This window comes from Bacillus velezensis, assembly GCF_001461825.1.
In the GTDB taxonomy this organism is placed as follows: domain Bacteria; phylum Bacillota; class Bacilli; order Bacillales; family Bacillaceae; genus Bacillus; species Bacillus velezensis.
In genome coordinates this window covers 661,221-678,376 of sequence record NZ_LLZC01000019.1, presented here as the reverse complement: position 1 = coordinate 678,376, position 17,156 = coordinate 661,221, and the positions used below count along the sequence as shown (strand labels likewise).

Here is a 17,156-nt window from a genome sequence, read left to right as displayed (position 1 = left end):
CCCGCCCGCATTGAAATTATGGCTTCAGGAAAAAAATCGCGAGCGTGCCCGGCCCGGAGTGGGCGCCGATCGCAGAGCCGATTGAATGAAGAATGATCTCTTTCGGATGGAACGCTTCTTCAATCATTTCCTTCATCCGAAGCGCTGTCTCCTCATTATCTGCATAGCTGATCCCCACGGTTTGATCCGCCCAATCGCCGCCTTCTTCCTTCATCATTTCTATAATCCGTTTAAACAGTTTCTTTTGTCCGCGCAATTTTTCGAGCGGCACGAGCCTGCCGTCATCCACATGCAGAATCGGTTTGATGTTCAAAAGCCCCCCGACAAAAGCGGACGTTTTTGAAATTCTGCCGCCCCGCGCGAGATAAGCGACATCATCGACCGTAAATATATGTTTCATCCGTGCGCAAAAGCTCTTTACAGACGTTTCGATTTCTTGTATTGTATTCCCGTTAACACAGAGTGTTTGCGCGTGCATCACCGCGAGGCCGCAGCCCAATGAAGCGCATTTGGAATCTACAATCCGTAAATCAAAATCGGGAAATTCCTCTTTTACTTCATTGGCCATCATTACGGCCGTCTGATAGGTGCCGGAAAGACCTGAGGAAAAGGCGACGTATATCGCCGGTTCTCCCAGTTCCGCGTATTGTAAAAATACTTTTTTTATCGTATCCGGTGATGCCTGGGATGTTTTCGGAACTTTCCCGTCCCGCATCGCTTGAAATATATGATCCGCCTGAATGGTGACCGCGTCCTCATATTCGTTTCCGTCAAGTGTTACGTGCAGCGGAATGAACCCGATCCGGTTTTCTTCAATATAAGATTTCGGCAGGTCAGAGGCGCTGTCAGCAATAAGGTGAACTGTCATCATAATTCCCTTCTTTCCGATTGGTGAGAGTGATGCCAACTATATCATATAAATGTGGCAAAATAGTGTTCAAAACTTTGTTTTAAGGGAAAAGCTAATAATGAAAATGAGCGGAGGAGCAAGCCATGGTACTAGAACAAGCAAAAAAATTAGCAATCGTCGTCATCGGCGCGTTTCTGTATGCGGCGGGACTGAATTTATTCCTGATACCGGCGAATGTATATGCCAGCGGTTTTACCGGTGTCGCCCAGCTGCTGTCAAGCGTCGTTGATCAATACGCCCCCTTTTATATTTCGACAGGAGTTCTCATGTTCCTCTTAAACATTCCCATCGGTGTGTTAGGGTGGCTGAAAGTCGGCAGATCATTCACCGTATACAGCATATTAAGCGTAGCGATGACGTCCGTCTTTATGGGAATTCTCCCGGAAATGAGACTGTCGCACGATATTCTTCTGAATACCGTATTCGGAGGAGTCATCTCAGCTATCGGCATCGGTTTAACGCTGAAATTCGGTGCTTCGACAGGCGGTCTTGATATCGTGTCGATGGTGCTGGCCAAATGGAAGGATAAACCGGTCGGCACATATTTCTTCATTTTGAACGGGATTATCATTTTGACGGCAGGATTATTGCAAGGATGGGAGAAAGCATTATATACCCTTGTCGCTCTGTATGTCACAACAAGGGTGATTGACGCCATTCACACCCGCCACATGAAACTGACCGCCATGATCGTTACGAAAAAAGCCGATGAAATCAAAGAAGCGATTTACGGGAAAATGGTCCGCGGCATTACGACGGTGCCGGCAAAAGGCGCTTACACAAACGAACAGAAAGAAATGATGATCATCGTCATCACGCGGTACGAATTGTATGACCTTGAGAAAATCGTGAAAGAAGTCGACCCGAAAGCCTTCACAAACATCGTGCAAACGACGGGGATCTTTGGTTTCTTCAGAAAAGACTGATAGGAGCGGATAGAATGAAGTGGCTGTTTGGCCTGTTATTACCGGTCATTTTATTGATCGGGTGCAGCAGTCAATCCGGGCAGAAGGAGCCCGCTGAGGAGGTATCCGGAGAGATGAATGAACAGCAAGCGGAATTAGCCGTAAACCCTGTGCAGACGGATCAGCAGATCGAATTTCAAATGTCTTTAAAAAACAAAAGCGGCAGCCCGATCGATTTCACATTCAGCTCTGGGCAGAAATTCGAATTGACCGTACATGACCAACATCACAAAGAACTGTACCGCTATTCAAAAGACAGAATGTTTACTCAGGCGTTTCAGACCGTGACCTTAATGCCGAATGAAACGTATGACTTTTCAGATGTGTGGAAAAACGTGCCCGGTCCGGGAACATACACGGTGACGGTGACGTTTTTAGGGAAGTCCGATCAGATCGGAAAAAGACTGAAAACGGTAAAAACATTTGAAGTGAAATAAAAAAGCGGCGCCCTCGTCTAAACGGGGCGCCTTTTTTTATTGCAATTTCTCCAGCTGATCCTGAAATTGGTGCAGCTGCTGACGTTCTGCATCCGTCGAATTGGCGTACGCGGAAGACACGGCGTTTTTGGCGCGTGAGACAGCTTTTTCCTGATCGCCGTCCTCGAAACCGTTAGCAATCATGACGGCCTGCTGGACAAATGACTTGGCTTGAGAAAACAGTTCGTTTCTCATTAAAAGTCAACCTGCCTTTCAGCCGAATCTTTTGCTGCATCATGCTGTGCTTCCTCTAATGTAGACCGATATGGAAATCTTGCGTCATGAAGACTGACAGAGTCCTTGCCTTGCTGAATAAACCGTTTTGATTTGTTTCGTTTACCCATTGCAATGTCCCCCTTCCATATTTAGACGAGATGAGTCGTCTGTTTTAGTATGGGCGGAAGGCTTTGTGTTATGAGCGGCAAAACCTCACAGGGAGAAATAGGATTTTAAAAATTCGGCGATTCCGTCCGCTTCATTTGATCCCGTGACGCGGTCGGCGGCCTGTTTGACTTCATCCGTGCCGTTTCCCATCGCTACGCCGCACCCGGCAAATCGGAGCATTTCAAGATCGTTGTCTTCGTCGCCGAACGCGATGATCCGTTCTCTCGGCACTTGGTAATAGTCGCTGATTTTCTTCAGGCCGACCGCTTTATTCATCCCGTGTTTAATAATTTCAATCACATGCCAAGGAGCCGCCCATCTTCTGTGGTCAATGACCTCGGCGTGCACATCGGATAAATGCGCGCGTATGTCCGCGACGTCCTCTTCCTTTGCATGTATCAATACGGACGTCACATCTTCTTGGACTGTTTCGCGCAGATCGCCGAATGTGACATTCGCCGTATTCATATGAAACGCCTCAATTAAATGCTCATCATGATAATGGAAGTACACATCATCAATGATCTCAGCGAGCACATTATGTATTTGATAGGTCTCTGTAAGTTCGGCAAGCTGTCTGACCACATCGACAGATAAGGACGTGTGGTATCGTCCCCATGACTCGTCTTTCGGGTGGTGGACAAATGCCCCGTTAAAATTGACAATCGGCGTTGTCAGCCCGAGCTCGTCATAATACATCGAACTGGAACGGAAAGGGCGGCCGGTTGAGATGCAGACATGATGACCCGCTTCTTTCAGCGTCTGAATCGTCCGCGCCGTTTCAGGGGAAATGGTTTTATCATCTTTTAATAAGGTTCCATCCAGATCTAAAGCGATGAGGTAAGGTTTTGTCTCCATAAATAACTCCTTTTGTCATGTAATTTGCTGTTTTTCTCTTATATACAGTGTAGCTTTTTACCATCTTTATTGTCTACATGTTACACTTATGATTATGGTTATCCTAAGGAGGGAGTCAACGTGATTCTTATTGATCATCAAACCGTATCAGGCATTCCGTTTTTACATATTGTAAAAGAAGAAAATCGGGACCGTCCCGCTCCCCTTGTTTTCTTTATTCACGGTTTTACAAGCGCGAAGGAGCATAATCTTCATTTCGCTTACCTGCTTGCTGAAAAGGGCTTCAGGGCGGTGCTGCCGGAAGCTCTTTACCACGGTGAACGCGCTGAACAGCTGTCAGCAGAAGAGCTCGCCGTCCATTTTTGGGACATTGTATTAAATGAAATCGAGGAGCTTGACGTGCTGAAAAAGGATTTTGAAGCGCGCGGTCTGATTGAAGACGGGCGGATCGGTCTTGCGGGCACGTCAATGGGCGGAATTACGACATTCGGCGCGATGGCCGCGTATGATTGGGTCAAAGCCGGCGTCAGCCTGATGGGAAGCCCGAACTATACGGCGTTTTTTCAGCAGCAGATTGACCACATTCAAAAGCAGGACATCGACATTGACGTCACAAAAGAACAGGTCGATGAACTGTTTGCGCGGCTCAAACCGTTCGATCTCAGTCTGGAACCGGAAAAACTCCGGAGCCGCCCGCTGCTGTTCTGGCACGGCGTTCAAGACAAAGTCGTTCCGTATGCACCGACCCGCGGCTTTTATGAAACGATTAAACCTCATTACAGCAGCCGGCCTGACCATCTTCAGTTTCTGAAAGACGAACGGGCTGACCATAAAGTCCCGAGATACGCCGTTTTAGAAACCGTCGCCTGGTTCGATAAGCATTTATAAAGCACAAAGGTGTTAACAAAACCCGCTTTTACGTTATACTGAGGAAAAAGGAGTGATGGAACGTGGAAGAAGCATTAAAAGAAAACATCATGGGCGCCTTGGAGCAGGTTGTTGACCCTGAGCTCGGCGTCGATATCGTCAATCTCGGCCTTGTATACGACGTTGATATGGATGACGACGGCCTGACGCACGTTACGATGACACTGACATCAATGGGGTGCCCGCTCGCTCCGATCATCGTCGACGAGGTGAAAAAAGCGCTCGCCGACATTCCGGATGTAAAAGAGACGGAGGTCCACATCGTCTGGAATCCGCCGTGGACAAGAGACAAAATGTCACGCTACGCAAAAATCGCATTAGGGATTCAGTAATAAGAAAATGCACCTCGGATTTTAGGTACATCCTAAAGTTTGGAGGTGCTTTTCTTTTGTCTGCATATAAGCGACAGTGAGGGTTTGTTTTGGATCGCAAACAAACCTTTATATATAAAATTTCATATGAGGTTTATCTTTTTTGTAATAGGACAGTCTGTCTTGGAGTGTGCCTGTGTGGAATTCAAATTTATGTCCATCAGGATCAGTAAAATAAATTGACTTTTGATCTTGTTTATCTCTAGGACGCCCATTTAATATATTTACATTTAGATTTTTTAGCCGTTGATGTATTGCATCAAAATCTTTTGGGTCAATTGTAAAGGCCATATGCGTATAAGATTTATGTATTTCATTTCTTGGTATATCCGCCTCTAAGTTAAGTGCAAGCCAAAGCCCGTTCAGATCAAAATATGCTGTTTTTTGCCCTTTAACCAGGAGTTGTGCATGAAATACTTTTTCATAAAATTCTATAGATTTTTCCAAATTTGAAACAGAAAAAAGAAGATGATTGATTCCTTTTATGTTTATTTTCCCCACCTCATTTAACATGTTTGTCTTAAACAATCCCTTTGGTAATACATCTGCATATATATCGATTATATACTGACTAAAAAATCATTTTAAGGATTTCTGTGTATTTTTTATGCCGTGTGTTTTCCGGTATCGGATTAAAAAGGAAAAAAACGGACGTAAGGCATGATATAATAGACCGGCTGCATGCGAGGGAGGAACCCATGAAGAAAAAATTACTTCTCATTATCCTTAGCATTCTTGTTTATACGGCGCTGTTCGCTGTTTCCGCTTTTCACAAAGAGCCGGAGCAGCAGGCAGGGACAATGACGGATGTCAGCCGTCTCATGCCCGTGAAAATTAAGCAGACGGTCAAAGGAAAAGAGAAAGAAACATTGATCGAAACCATTAAGGAAGCAAAGAGAAAGCATCTGAAGATCTCAATCGCAGGCGCCCAGCACTCAATGGGCGGCCAGACGTATTATGAAGACGGTATCGTTCTCGACATGACGGGCTACAACAAAATACTCGGTCTCGACCGAAAGAAAAAAATCATCAGAGTGCAGGCGGGAGCGACGTGGAATGATATTCAGCGCTATGTCAATCCGTACGGGCTCGCGGTAAAAGTCATGCAATCGCAAAACATTTTTACGATCGGCGGCTCACTGAGCGCCAACGCCCACGGCCGGGATATCCGATACGGTTCGCTGATTGATACGGTCAAATCGTTTCATCTTTTAAAGGCGGACGGCACAATCATCACCGTTACTCCGAAAGATGACCTGTTTTCAGCCGTCATCGGCGGCTACGGCCTGTTCGGCGTCATCCTTGACGCGGATATTGAGCTGACGGATGATGAACTTTATGAAATGAAAACGAAACGCATGAACGCTGATACATACAGTGAATATTTTACGCAGCATGTTCAGCGCAACCCCGCCGTGCGCATGCATCTCGCACGGATCGCAACAGGGGATAAAGGCTTTTTGCATGACATGTATGTGACTGATTACACGCTCTCAGACAATCAGAAAGAATTAAAGCAGCACAATGAACTGAAAGAAGATGAGCATCCGGCGCTGACGAAATTCGCGCTCGGCCTCTCCCGCCGGTATGACTGGGGGAGAAATTGGTTCTGGTCAACCCAGCAGTCTTATTTTCTCAGCCAAAACGGCGTGAAAGTCTCCAGGAACAATGTCATGCGGTCAGAATCGAAATTTTTGGAATATGAAAACACAGACAACACCGACGTGCTACAAGAATACTTCGTGCCCGTCGGCGAATTTGCGCCGTACATTCATGATTTACGCAAGACGCTGTCACATGAAGATCTCAATCTCGTAAATATTACGATCCGCTACGTGCAAAAAAATGAAAAAGCCGATCTGTCATACGCAAAGGAAGACATGTTTTCACTCGTCCTTTTAATCAATGAAGGGTTTTCAAAAGACGGCCAGGCGAGTGCGGCGCGGATTGTCAGAAAAATGACGGATACGGCATTGCGCCACCGCGGCAGTTATTATCTCCCGTATATGCTGTACCAAACGAAAGAGCAGATGCGCGAGGCATATCCGAAAAGCGATATGTTCTTTCAGAAAAAACACAAATATGATCCGGATGACTTGTTTATGAATTATTTTTATCAGAGGTACAAATCATGAAACACAACCATTTAAAATGGCTGATCCTGTCTCAGAGCAGTGTCTTTTTTGCCGGCAGCCTGATCTTTCCGTTTTATATTTTATTTATTAAAAACATCGGTTCCAGCTACACGCAATTCGGTCTCTCATACGGCTTGTTCGGCCTGAGCGGCGCATTGATTCATCCGCTGCTCGGCCGGCTGTCGGCAAGACTGGACCCCCGCTGGTTCCTTATGGCAAATTCGTGGGGGATGGCGGTGCTTCTTCTGACGCTCCCGCACATTACCGGCGTGCACCAGGTTTATGTTGTGCAGGTGCTTTTGGGCCTGTTCGGCGCGATGCAAAAACACGGCGAGAAAATCATGATCGCCGATTACACCGACGGCGGGGAGCGGGGAAAAAAAGTCGGCAGCTATCATTTCTGGACGGCCGTATTTTCAGCTGCCGCCATTATTCTCGGCGGGTTTCTCGCTGATTTCTTTACGGTTTATATTATTTTTTACGCCAGCTCCGTGCTGTTTTTTATAAGCGGGCTGATGATGCTGAAGAAAACAGGCTGATCCGATCAGCCTGTTTTTTTGTCCGCAAAAGCAGATGGAAAATGAATGAAAAAATATTAAATATACAATTGAATTAATTTTTATTCATGTTATAATGTTAAATAATTTCACAAAAACCAAGAAGGTGAACCCGTTGAAAATAGGTATTATAGGCGCTACTGGTTATGGAGGCGCCGAACTTGTCAGGATTCTTAACCATCACCCTTATGCAGAGGATTGTATATTATATTCATCGAGCGACGAAGGAAAAGAATATGCCGCTTCATATCCGCATTTGAGGAATATAGCGTCACAATCACTTCAGCCGCTTCACATAGAAACGATCCGAAACGAAATTGATGTCATGTTCATAGCCGCGCCGCCCGGCGTCTCCGGAGAGTGGTCGCCCAAGCTGGCGGAGGCGGGCATCCCGGTCATTGATCTATCCGGCGATCTGCGGATTCAAAACCCGGCCGTGTATGAAAAGTGGTATAAGCGGAAGGCCGCTCCGGAAGAAACGATTCAAAACGCGGTTTACGGTTTAGCCGAACTGCAAAAAAAAGAGATTCAGACTGCAAAGCTGATTGCCAATCCGGGATGTTTTCCGACGGCTGTGCTGCTCGGGCTCGCCCCGCTGGCGAAGAATAAGCTTTTACAAGATTCATTTCTGATTGTTGATGCGAAAACAGGCGTATCCGGCGCCGGCCGAAAAGCATCCATGGGCACTCATTATTCTGAGCTGAATGATAATTTCAAAATTTATAAGGTTAATGAGCATCAGCATACTCCGGAAATTGAACAGCAATTAGCGGCTTGGCAGCCCGGCACAGGCCCGATCACGTTTTCCGCTCATTTGGCGCCGATGACAAGGGGCATTATGGCGACGATGTATACGGAGGCTCCCCCGGGTATGTCTGCTGCACAGGTAAGAGAATTGTATTCCGAATTCTACAAAGATTCATATTTTGTCAGAATCAGGCCGGAAGGTGAATTTCCGGCGACGAAAGAGGTATACGGCAGCAATTTTTGTGATATCAGTGTCACTGTGGACGAAAGAACAAACCGTGTCACCATCGTTTCTGTCATAGATAATCTGATGAAAGGCGCCGCAGGGCAGGCGGTTCAAAATTTAAATATCATGAATGGCTGGCAGGAAGAAACGGGACTTACGATGACGCCAGTCTATCCATAGAACGAAAGAGGGATTCAAAAATATGATTCAGCTGAGTGAGGAAATCACGAAAATAAAAGGCGGCGTATCCTCGCCGAAAGGGTTTGAGGCAAAGGGCGTGCACTGCGGTCTGCGCTATTCAAAAAAAGATCTCGGAGCGATTATCAGCGAAGCGCCTGCAGTCAGTGCAGCGGTATATACGCAGAGCCATTTTCAGGCAGCGCCGCTGAAAGTGACGCAAGCCAGCTTGAAAAAAGAGGGTGTGCTTCAGGCGGTTATCGTCAACAGCGCGATTGCCAACGCCTGTACGGGAGACCAAGGATTAAAGGACGCCTATGAAATGCGGGACGGCTTCGCGAGCCAGCTCGGCATTGAGCCGGAACTCGTTGCGGTTTCGTCAACCGGGGTGATCGGCGAGCTTTTAGATATGAAAAAAATTCAAGCGGGCATTGAACAGCTCGGTCAAGCGCCGTCCGTGTCCGGAGCATTTGAAGAAGCCATTTTGACGACGGATACAGTGACGAAACAGACGTGTTATGAACTGGTGATCGGCGGAGACATCATCACGATCGGCGGAGCGGCGAAAGGCTCCGGCATGATCCACCCCAACATGGCGACAATGCTCGGCTTTGTCACAACGGACGCGGCCGTGGAAGAACAGGCGCTCAAAAACGCGCTCAGAGAGATTACGGATGTTTCATTTAACCAAATCACCGTTGACGGAGAAACATCGACGAATGACATGGTGCTTGTGATGGCGAACGGCTGCGCGGGGAATGATTGCCTGACGGAGCAGCACCCTGACTGGCCGGCTTTTAAAAAGGGATTAAAGCTTGTATGCGAAGACCTTGCCAAAGATATAGCCAGAGACGGTGAAGGAGCGACGAAATTAATTGAAGCCAGAGTCGAAGGCGCGAAAAATAACCTTGAGGCGAATATTATCGCCAAAAAAATCGTCGGTTCAAGCCTTGTGAAGACCGCCGTTTACGGCACAGACGCCAATTGGGGGCGCATCATCGGCGCAATCGGGCACAGTGCGGCAAGCGTAACGGCCGAACAAGTGGAAGTTTTCCTCGGCGGCCAGTGTCTGTTTAAAAACAACGAACCTCAGCCGTTTTCGGAAACTGATGCCAAGGAGTACTTATCAGGTGATGAGATTATGATTGCAGTCCGCATGCAGGAAGGCTCCGGCAGCGGCCGGGCATGGGGCTGTGACTTAACCTATGATTATATCAAAATCAATGCGAGCTATCGCACATAACAAAGGGGAGCGGCATGAAGAAAACCATCGTTTTTAAGTGCGGCGGAAGCGTGATCCGCGAGTTATCCGCCGATTTTTTTCAAAATGTAAAAGAGCTTATGCAATCGGGCTGGAACATTGCCGTCGTGCATGGAGGCGGCCCGGACATTTCAAGAATGCTGAAAACATTGCAGATTGAAACGGAATTTGTCGATGGACAGCGGAAAACGACCAAACCGGTGCTGGAAACAGCGGAAATGGTCTTGTCAGGGACGATCAATAAATTTTTCGTAACCGAACTCGCGAAAAACGGGCTGAAAGCCGCGGGAATATCAGGTAAGGACGGCGGTCTCCTTCAAGCATCCTATCTTAATCAAGACAAATACGGAGAAGTCGGCGAAATACAAAAAACCGATCGGTCAATCATCCAAGCGTTAATGAAAGCAGGCATCATTCCCGTTATCGCTCCGCTTTCCATGACAAGTGATTTCGAAACGCTGAACGTCAACGCAGACGCCGCGGCATCGGCCGTTGCTTCAGCCTTACACGCCGATAAACTTTTATTTGTCACGGATGTCGAAGGAATTATGGACGGAGAGAACAGGCTGGATACTTTGACGCCGCAAGAGATTCAGGCCCTCATAGATGACGGCGTGATTTCAGGAGGGATGATTCCGAAGGTAAACTCGGCATTATCGGCACTGAGTGAAGATGTCGAGGAAGTGATGATCGTAAACGGAAAAGGAGCGTTTTTCACCGATCAAGCCTTCCAAGGAACAAAAATCGTCAAAGAAAAGGAGAGCGTGTCATGAGCAGTCTATTTCAAACCTACAGCCGCTGGCCCATCGATATCAAAAAAGCGAAAGGGACAATCGCAGAGGATGAAAACGGAAAAACGTATCTCGATTTTATTCAGGGCATCGCCGTTTCCAATCTCGGCCATTGTCATGATGAGGTCACAGAAGCGGTGAAAGAACAGCTTGACAGCGTATGGCACGTTTCCAATCTGTTTGAAAATGATCTTCAGGAAAAAGCCGCGGCAAAGCTTGCCGAACATAGCGCGGGGGATCTCGTTTTCTTCTGCAACAGCGGGGCCGAAGCGAATGAAGGCGCCATTAAGCTTGCCCGTAAAGCAACGGGAAAGACAAAAATCGTAACATTTCATCAATCCTTTCACGGCCGGACCTATGCGGGGATGGCCGCCACCGGACAAGACAAAATCAAGACCGGTTTCGGACCGATGCTTCAAGGCTTTCACTATCTTCCGTTCAATGATCCGTCGGCATTCAGCACGCTTTCAAAAGAGGATGATATCGCCGCCGTCATGCTTGAGACGGTGCAGGGAGAAGGGGGAGTCAATCCCGCCGATCCGGAATTCATCGAAGCCTTACAGACATTTTGCCAAGACAAACAGACGCTGCTTATCGCAGACGAGATTCAAACCGGAATCGGCCGGACGGGCAAGGCATTCGGCTATGAGCATTTCGGCATCTCTCCGGACATCATCACTGCTGCGAAAGGGCTTGGAAACGGTTTTCCCGTCGGAGCCGTGATCGGCAAAAAGAAGCTTGGCGACGCCTTTACGCCGGGTACGCATGGTACGACTTTCGGCGGTAATAAGCTTGCCATGGCAGCTGTGAAAGCAACCTTGGACATTGTGTTTCAGCCGGACTTTCTCCAGGCGGCGGCAGACAAAGGATCATTTTTAAAAGCGCAGCTGAACCGTGAACTGACAGGGCCTTTTGTAAAAGAAATCCGCGGAAAAGGGTTATTAATCGGCATTGAATGCGCAGGTTCCGTGTCCGGCATCATCGGAGATCTGCAGGAACGCGGACTTCTCGTGCTTCCGGCCGGACCGAATGTCATCAGGCTGCTTCCGCCGCTTACAGTTTCTGAAGAAGAAATGCTGTCGGCCGTCAGTATGCTGAAAGCAGCGATCGAAGCGCATTCGGCAGTGAAACGGTAATTTTTTTTCGATATAAGGGTATAAAAATTCATGTTTTTAATTAATTATTCATCAAGAGGTGGGCTTTAGATGAAAGGCTATTTAGTATTGGAAGACGGAACATCATTCGGCGGTGAACTTGAAAAAGAGGCCCGCTGTGTTGGCGAAGCGGTTTTTTTCACCGGAATGACGGGCTATCAGGAAGTGCTTACTGACCCGTCATATAAGGGTCAGATCGTCGTCTTTACGTATCCTCTGATCGGAAACTACGGAATTAATGAAAAAGACCTCGAAAGTAAGATTCCTCAAGTCAAGGCTGTTGCCGTCTATGAAGCGTGTGAACATTTTTCTCACCATGAAGCAGTTTCAAGCTTGAGAGAGTATTTAAATAAATGGAACATCCCGCTCTTAACCGAAGTGGACACACGGGCCGTCGTCAAAACCATCCGCTCCGGCGGCACGATGAACGCTGCCGTGTCAACAACAGGAGAGATTCCCGCAGCATCCGGAACAGAAAACCCGGCGGAGCTGGCGCAGTCTGAAGACATCACGTCAATGGGAAACGGAGACCGGCATATTGCGCTGATTGATTTCGGTTATAAAAAATCAATCGCCTCGTCACTTGTAAAGCGCGGCTGTAAAGTAACGGTCATTCCGTATCAGCAGATGAACGCCGTTTATGACATTCAGCCTGACGGAATCGTGCTCTCAAACGGCCCGGGCGACCCGAAAGCGATTGCGCCGTACATGAACCGGATTAAGGCTTTACTGAAGGCTTTCCCCGCACTCGGCATTTGCCTCGGGCATCAGCTGATTGCCCTGGCTTTCGGAGGAAATACGTATAAGCTGCCGTTCGGCCACAGGGGTGCCAACCATCCCGTCATTGACCGGAAAACGAAACGGGTGTTTATGACAAGCCAGAACCACAGCTATGTCGTCGATGAAGCATCAATTGACGAAAACGAGCTGTCCATCAGATTTCACCATGTCAATGACACATCGGTGGAAGGGCTCATTCATAAGCGCCTTCCCGTATTAAGCGTCCAGTTCCACCCTGAAGCTCATCCCGGCCCGGCTGAGAGCGAGTGGATATTTGATGAATTTCTAGAGAAAGTGATACCAGCAAGGAGAGAAATCGCTCATGCCTAAAGATACAACCATTTCCAGCATATTAGTCATCGGCTCCGGCCCCATCATCATCGGCCAGGCGGCAGAATTTGATTATTCAGGAACGCAGGGCTGCATGGCTCTGAAAGAAGAAGGATACCGCGTTATTCTAGTCAACAACAACCCGGCAACGATTATGACGGATGAGGCGTTTGCCGATGAAATATATTTTGAACCGCTCACAACCGACAGCATCGAGGCCATTATTGAAAAAGAAAAACCGGACGGTCTGCTTGCCAATTTGGGCGGCCAGACGGCATTGAATTTAGCCGTTAAGCTTGAAGAAGCAGGCGTGCTGAAGAAGCATCACGTCAAGCTTTTGGGAACATCAGTGGAAACCATTCAAAAAGGCGAAGACCGGGAGCAGTTCCGCGCCCTGATGAAAGAGCTCGATCAGCCCGTTCCGGAAAGCGAAATCGTCGACAACGAAGAAGACGCCCTCCGTTTCGCTGAGTCTATCGGATTTCCGGTCATTCTGAGACCGGCGTACACGTTAGGCGGAAAGGGAGGCGGAATCGCGAAAACGAAAGAAGCGTTTCAGACGCTTATTAAACAGGCGCTGTTAGCAAGCCCGATCAGCCAATGCCTCGTCGAAAAAAGCATCGCCGGATTTAAAGAAATCGAATATGAGGTCATGCGCGACAGCAATCATACATGCATCACCGTCTGCAATATGGAAAACATCGATCCCGTCGGCGTGCATACAGGAGACTCCATCGTCGTCGCACCGTCCCAGACGTTAACGGATGAAGAATATCAGATGCTGCGTTCAGCAAGCCTGGCGATTATTTCGGCGCTGGATGTGGTCGGCGGCTGCAACATTCAATTTGCGCTGGATCCGTTCAGCAAACAGTACTATGTCATTGAAGTGAACCCGCGTGTCAGCCGTTCATCGGCCCTCGCGTCAAAAGCGACCGGCTACCCGATTGCCAAAATGGCGGCGAAACTTGCCGTCGGCTATACGCTCGACGAACTGAAAAATCCGCTGACGGGCTCTACTTATGCAAGCTTTGAACCGGCGCTTGATTATGTCATCGTCAAATTCCCGCGCTGGCCGTTTGATAAGTTTAAACATGCCGATCGCACGCTCGGAACGAAGATGAAAGCGACGGGAGAGGTCATGGCGATCGAAAGAAATATGGAAGCGGCCATTCAAAAAGCGGCGGCCTCCCTTGAGCTGAAAACGATCGGCACCCGCCTGCCTGAACTCGGCGGCTGTACGATCAATCAGCTGTGGGAATTAGCGGTAACGCCGGATGACCGGAGATTTTTCGTCGTCATGGAACTGTTAAGCCGCGGTGAAACGATAGAAGACATCCATGCCAAAACGAAAATTGACCCGTTTTTTCTCCATGTATTCCGAAATATCATCACATTGGAAAACAAGCTGATGGAAGAAGGGGATCATCTGTCTGTCCCGCTTTTAAAGCAGGCGAAGGTAAAAGGCTTCACTGATGTCATGATCGCATCTCTCACGGGAAAAACGGAAGAAGACATCCGTGCTCTCAGAAAGAAATCAGGCATCGTCCCGTCGTTTAAAATCGTAGATACATGCGCCGCTGAATTTGATGCCAAGACGAATTATTTCTACTCCACCTATCTAGGGGAAAGTGATGGAGATATCAGCCGAAAAGAGAAAAAACGCGCCCTCATCATCGGCTCCGGCCCGATCCGCATCGGTCAGGGAGTGGAATTTGATTACAGCGCCGTCCACGGCGTTCTGACCCTGCAAAAGCTGGGGTATGAAACGATTATGATCAATAACAATCCGGAAACAGTAAGCACGGATTATGAAATCGCCGACCGGCTTTATTTTGAACCGCTGACGACAGAACATATTTTGAACGTGGCGGAACATGAAAACATTGATTTTGCCATCGTCCAATTTGGGGGACAGACCGCGATCAATGCCGCTGAACCGCTGGAAAAAGCGGGCATTCCGCTGCTCGGAACATCCTTTGAAACCCTTGATGCGCTGGAGGATCGGGATCTGTTTTATCAGCTGCTTGATGATCTTGACCTGAAACATGCCAAAGGCGAAACCGCTTATTCAAAAGAAGAAGCAACGGAAAAAGCAAGCCGAATCGGCTACCCCGTGCTGATCCGTCCGTCTTATGTCATCGGTGGGATGGGCATGATCATCGTTGATTCAGAAGCGCAAATGTCAGAACTGCTGGAAAATGAAGCGGGCATGCCGTATCCGATTTTGATCGATCAGTACATTACAGGAAAAGAATTGGAGATCGATCTGATTTCCGACGGACATGAAGTATTCGTGCCGACTTACACAGAGCATATTGAACGCGCCGGCGTCCATTCGGGCGACAGTTTTGCGATTCTTCCGGGTCCGTCTGTCACACCTGATATGCAGCGGAATATAAAAGAGGCCGCCGAAAAAATCGCGGTAAAACTGGCTTTTAAAGGCATCATGAACATTCAGTTTGTCATTGATGACAAAGGAGATATTCTCGTTCTTGAAGTGAACCCGCGGGCAAGCCGCACGGTTCCTGTCGTGTCTAAGGTAATGGGGGTGCCGATGATCCCGCTTGCCGCCAGATTGCTGGCCGGCGCTTCCCTTAAAGACATCAAGCCCGAGGTTCAAAATCAGCACGGAACGGCAGTGAAATTCCCGGTTTTTTCTTCGCACGCCATTCAGGATGTGGACGTAAAGCCCGGGCCGGAAATGAAGTCGACCGGAGAAGGCATGTGTGTCGCGTTTGACGCAGAAAGCGCCCTGAAAAAAATCTACGCGCACGTCTGGGAGAAAAAAGGCAGCATCTATCTGGAAGGCTGTGATGCGGAATTGGAACGTCAGGCTCAAGAGGCGGGATTTACGGTATGCAAAGATGCGTTCCCGGCATGGGCAGAGCGAAAGGATAAAGCGGTCCATATCAATTTCAATTACTCTGAAGAAGCGCGTAAACAACGGATCGAAGCCATGACGCACGGCGTGACGGTCTTTACTGAACCGGAAACCGTAAAGGCATTTTTAGCAAGCGGCTCCGGCAAACCTCAGCCTGTATCGCTCAAAGATCTTTATCAAAAGGAAGTGGCATCATGCACACAATAAAAGCGGAACACACATTAACCCATTTGTACGGCAAAGATTTTCTTTCCTTAAAAGATGTCAGCCCGTCAGACATCAATGCGCTTTTGACAGAAGCTTCATTATTAAAACAACATCCGATACAGCCGATTTTCCAAGGGAAAACATTGGCGATGATTTTTGAAAAATCTTCAACCCGCACACGTGTGTCTTTTGAAGCGGGAATGGCCCAGCTCGGGGGAACGGGACTATTTCTTTCAAGCAGCGACCTGCAGCTTGGGCGGGGGGAGACGGTCGCGGATACGGCGAAGGTGCTGTCCGGCTTCGTTGATGCCATAATGATCCGCACCTTTGAACATGAAAAAGTCGAAGAGCTTGCTGAGCATGCAGATATTCCTGTCATAAACGGGCTGACCGACCGGTATCACCCGTGTCAGGCACTCGCGGATCTGTTAACGATACAAGAAATAAAAGGAAAATTAAAAGGAGTAAAAGCCGCCTATATCGGTGACGGAAATAATGTAGCGCATTCACTAATGATCGGCTGCGCAAAAATGGGCTGTGACATTGCGGTTGCTTCGCCGAAAGGCTATGAAGCCGAAGAAGAGGCTGTGAATGCCGCAAAAGAAGCGGCGGCTGTTTCCGGAGCGAAAATCACACTTACCGAAAATCCGCAGGAAGCGGTGCGGGATGCAGACGTGATTTACTCCGACGTCTTCACGAGCATGGGGCAGGAGGAAGAGACGCAGCAGCGGCTGAATGTGTTTGCCCCGTATCAAGTCAACGCCTCACTTGTCAGTCTCGCCAAACCTGACTATACATTTTTGCATTGCCTGCCCGCGCATCGGGAAGAAGAGGTCACGTCCGAGATTATCGACGGCCCGAACTCTGCGGTATTCCAGCAGGCGGAAAACCGGCTTCACGCGCAAAAAGCGCTCCTGAAAGCTCTTCTATACAAACAGGATGAACAAAAAAACCGCTGAACCTCATTCAGCGGTTTTTGATATTTCTCCGCATACAAGCGCATACTACATAAAAAAGAA

General features: G+C 48.2%; 18 protein-coding genes. 13 read left to right on the top strand and 5 right to left on the bottom strand.

The features are described from left to right. Positions 1–16 precede the first annotated feature (16 nt). Positions 17–868, bottom strand: coding sequence for a DegV family protein (locus AR442_RS13950; RefSeq protein WP_014417393.1), 852 nt, complete (start codon positions 866–868; stop codon positions 17–19). A 125-nt stretch (positions 869–993) separates the two neighbouring features. On the opposite strand from AR442_RS13950, the gene AR442_RS13945 reads away from it, so the two are divergent. Together AR442_RS13945 and AR442_RS13940 are read left to right on the top strand one after the other, a co-directional pair. Continuing rightward, complete coding sequence (locus tag AR442_RS13945; protein WP_007610547.1) at positions 994–1,836, top strand: YitT family protein; 843 nt, start codon at positions 994–996, stop codon at positions 1,834–1,836. Between the two features lie 14 nt (positions 1,837–1,850). Beyond that, the gene (locus tag AR442_RS13940; RefSeq protein ID WP_017417434.1) at positions 1,851–2,312 is read left to right on the top strand and encodes a BsuPI-related putative proteinase inhibitor; all 462 of its coding nucleotides are present in this window, start codon (positions 1,851–1,853) and stop codon (positions 2,310–2,312) included. Between the two features lie 36 nt (positions 2,313–2,348). On the opposite strand, the gene AR442_RS13935 is transcribed toward AR442_RS13940, so the two are convergent. The 3 genes from AR442_RS13935 to AR442_RS13930 form a co-directional block, all read right to left on the bottom strand. Then, on the bottom strand, positions 2,349–2,546 hold the full coding sequence (locus AR442_RS13935) for a DUF3813 domain-containing protein (protein WP_003155097.1): 198 nt from the start codon (positions 2,544–2,546) through the stop codon (positions 2,349–2,351). Beyond that, entirely contained in the window at positions 2,546–2,695 is a 150-nt protein-coding gene (locus tag AR442_RS20670) for a hypothetical protein (protein ID WP_003155094.1), read from the bottom strand. Before AR442_RS20670 ends, AR442_RS13935 begins: the two co-directional genes overlap by 1 nt. 85 nt (positions 2,696–2,780) lie before the next feature. Then, complete coding sequence (locus AR442_RS13930; protein WP_007610550.1) at positions 2,781–3,593, bottom strand: Cof-type HAD-IIB family hydrolase; 813 nt, start codon at positions 3,591–3,593, stop codon at positions 2,781–2,783. Positions 3,594–3,713: 120 nt separating this feature from the next. Between AR442_RS13930 and AR442_RS13925 the strand changes: the two genes are divergently transcribed. Together AR442_RS13925 and AR442_RS13920 are read left to right on the top strand one after the other, a co-directional pair. After that, entirely contained in the window at positions 3,714–4,481 is a 768-nt protein-coding gene (locus tag AR442_RS13925; RefSeq protein ID WP_007409140.1) for a prolyl oligopeptidase family serine peptidase, read from the top strand. 62 nt (positions 4,482–4,543) lie between these two features. Then, positions 4,544–4,852 (top strand): metal-sulfur cluster assembly factor, encoded by a 309-nt coding sequence (locus tag AR442_RS13920; RefSeq protein ID WP_003155088.1) that lies wholly within the window; start codon positions 4,544–4,546, stop codon positions 4,850–4,852. A 108-nt stretch (positions 4,853–4,960) separates the two neighbouring features. Here the strand turns inward: AR442_RS13920 and fosM are convergent, their stop codons facing one another. Continuing rightward, a complete protein-coding gene (fosM, locus tag AR442_RS13915) occupies positions 4,961–5,404 on the bottom strand; it encodes a FosM family fosfomycin resistance protein (RefSeq protein ID WP_007409139.1) in 444 nt (147 codons plus the stop codon). Between the two features lie 185 nt (positions 5,405–5,589). Here fosM and AR442_RS13910 point away from each other — a divergent pair, with 185 nt between their 5' ends. The 9 genes from AR442_RS13910 (at position 5,590) to argF (ending at position 17,096) form a co-directional block, all read left to right on the top strand. Next, positions 5,590–7,026: an FAD-binding oxidoreductase gene (locus tag AR442_RS13910; protein WP_021494968.1), complete on the top strand. Its 1,437-nt coding sequence runs from the start codon at positions 5,590–5,592 to the stop codon at positions 7,024–7,026. Then, positions 7,023–7,565, top strand: coding sequence for an MFS transporter (locus tag AR442_RS13905; RefSeq protein WP_003155082.1), 543 nt, complete (start codon positions 7,023–7,025; stop codon positions 7,563–7,565). The genes AR442_RS13910 and AR442_RS13905 overlap by 4 nt, the downstream gene beginning before the upstream one ends. 133 nt (positions 7,566–7,698) lie before the next feature. After that, positions 7,699–8,736, top strand: coding sequence for an N-acetyl-gamma-glutamyl-phosphate reductase (argC, locus tag AR442_RS13900; protein ID WP_053285058.1), 1,038 nt, complete (start codon positions 7,699–7,701; stop codon positions 8,734–8,736). 22 nt (positions 8,737–8,758) lie between these two features. Next, entirely contained in the window at positions 8,759–9,976 is a 1,218-nt protein-coding gene (gene argJ / locus AR442_RS13895; RefSeq protein ID WP_014417399.1) for a bifunctional ornithine acetyltransferase/N-acetylglutamate synthase, read from the top strand. 14 nt (positions 9,977–9,990) lie between these two features. Further along, positions 9,991–10,767 carry an acetylglutamate kinase gene (argB, locus tag AR442_RS13890; RefSeq protein WP_014417400.1) on the top strand — a complete coding sequence of 259 codons (777 nt, stop codon included), beginning with the start codon at positions 9,991–9,993 and terminating at the stop codon, positions 10,765–10,767. After that, the gene (locus tag AR442_RS13885) at positions 10,764–11,921 is read left to right on the top strand and encodes an acetylornithine transaminase (protein WP_014417401.1); all 1,158 of its coding nucleotides are present in this window, start codon (positions 10,764–10,766) and stop codon (positions 11,919–11,921) included. The genes argB and AR442_RS13885 overlap by 4 nt, the downstream gene beginning before the upstream one ends. A gap of 69 nt (positions 11,922–11,990) precedes the next feature. After that, entirely contained in the window at positions 11,991–13,049 is a 1,059-nt protein-coding gene (locus AR442_RS13880) for a carbamoyl phosphate synthase small subunit (protein WP_014417402.1), read from the top strand. Beyond that, positions 13,042–16,137, top strand: a complete 3,096-nt coding sequence (locus tag AR442_RS13875) for a carbamoyl-phosphate synthase (glutamine-hydrolyzing) large subunit (RefSeq protein WP_014417403.1) — start codon at positions 13,042–13,044, stop codon at positions 16,135–16,137. Before AR442_RS13880 ends, AR442_RS13875 begins: the two co-directional genes overlap by 8 nt. After that, entirely contained in the window at positions 16,125–17,096 is a 972-nt protein-coding gene (gene argF, locus AR442_RS13870) for an ornithine carbamoyltransferase (protein WP_014417404.1), read from the top strand. Before AR442_RS13875 ends, argF begins: the two co-directional genes overlap by 13 nt. The last annotated feature ends 60 nt before the right edge of the window (positions 17,097–17,156 follow it).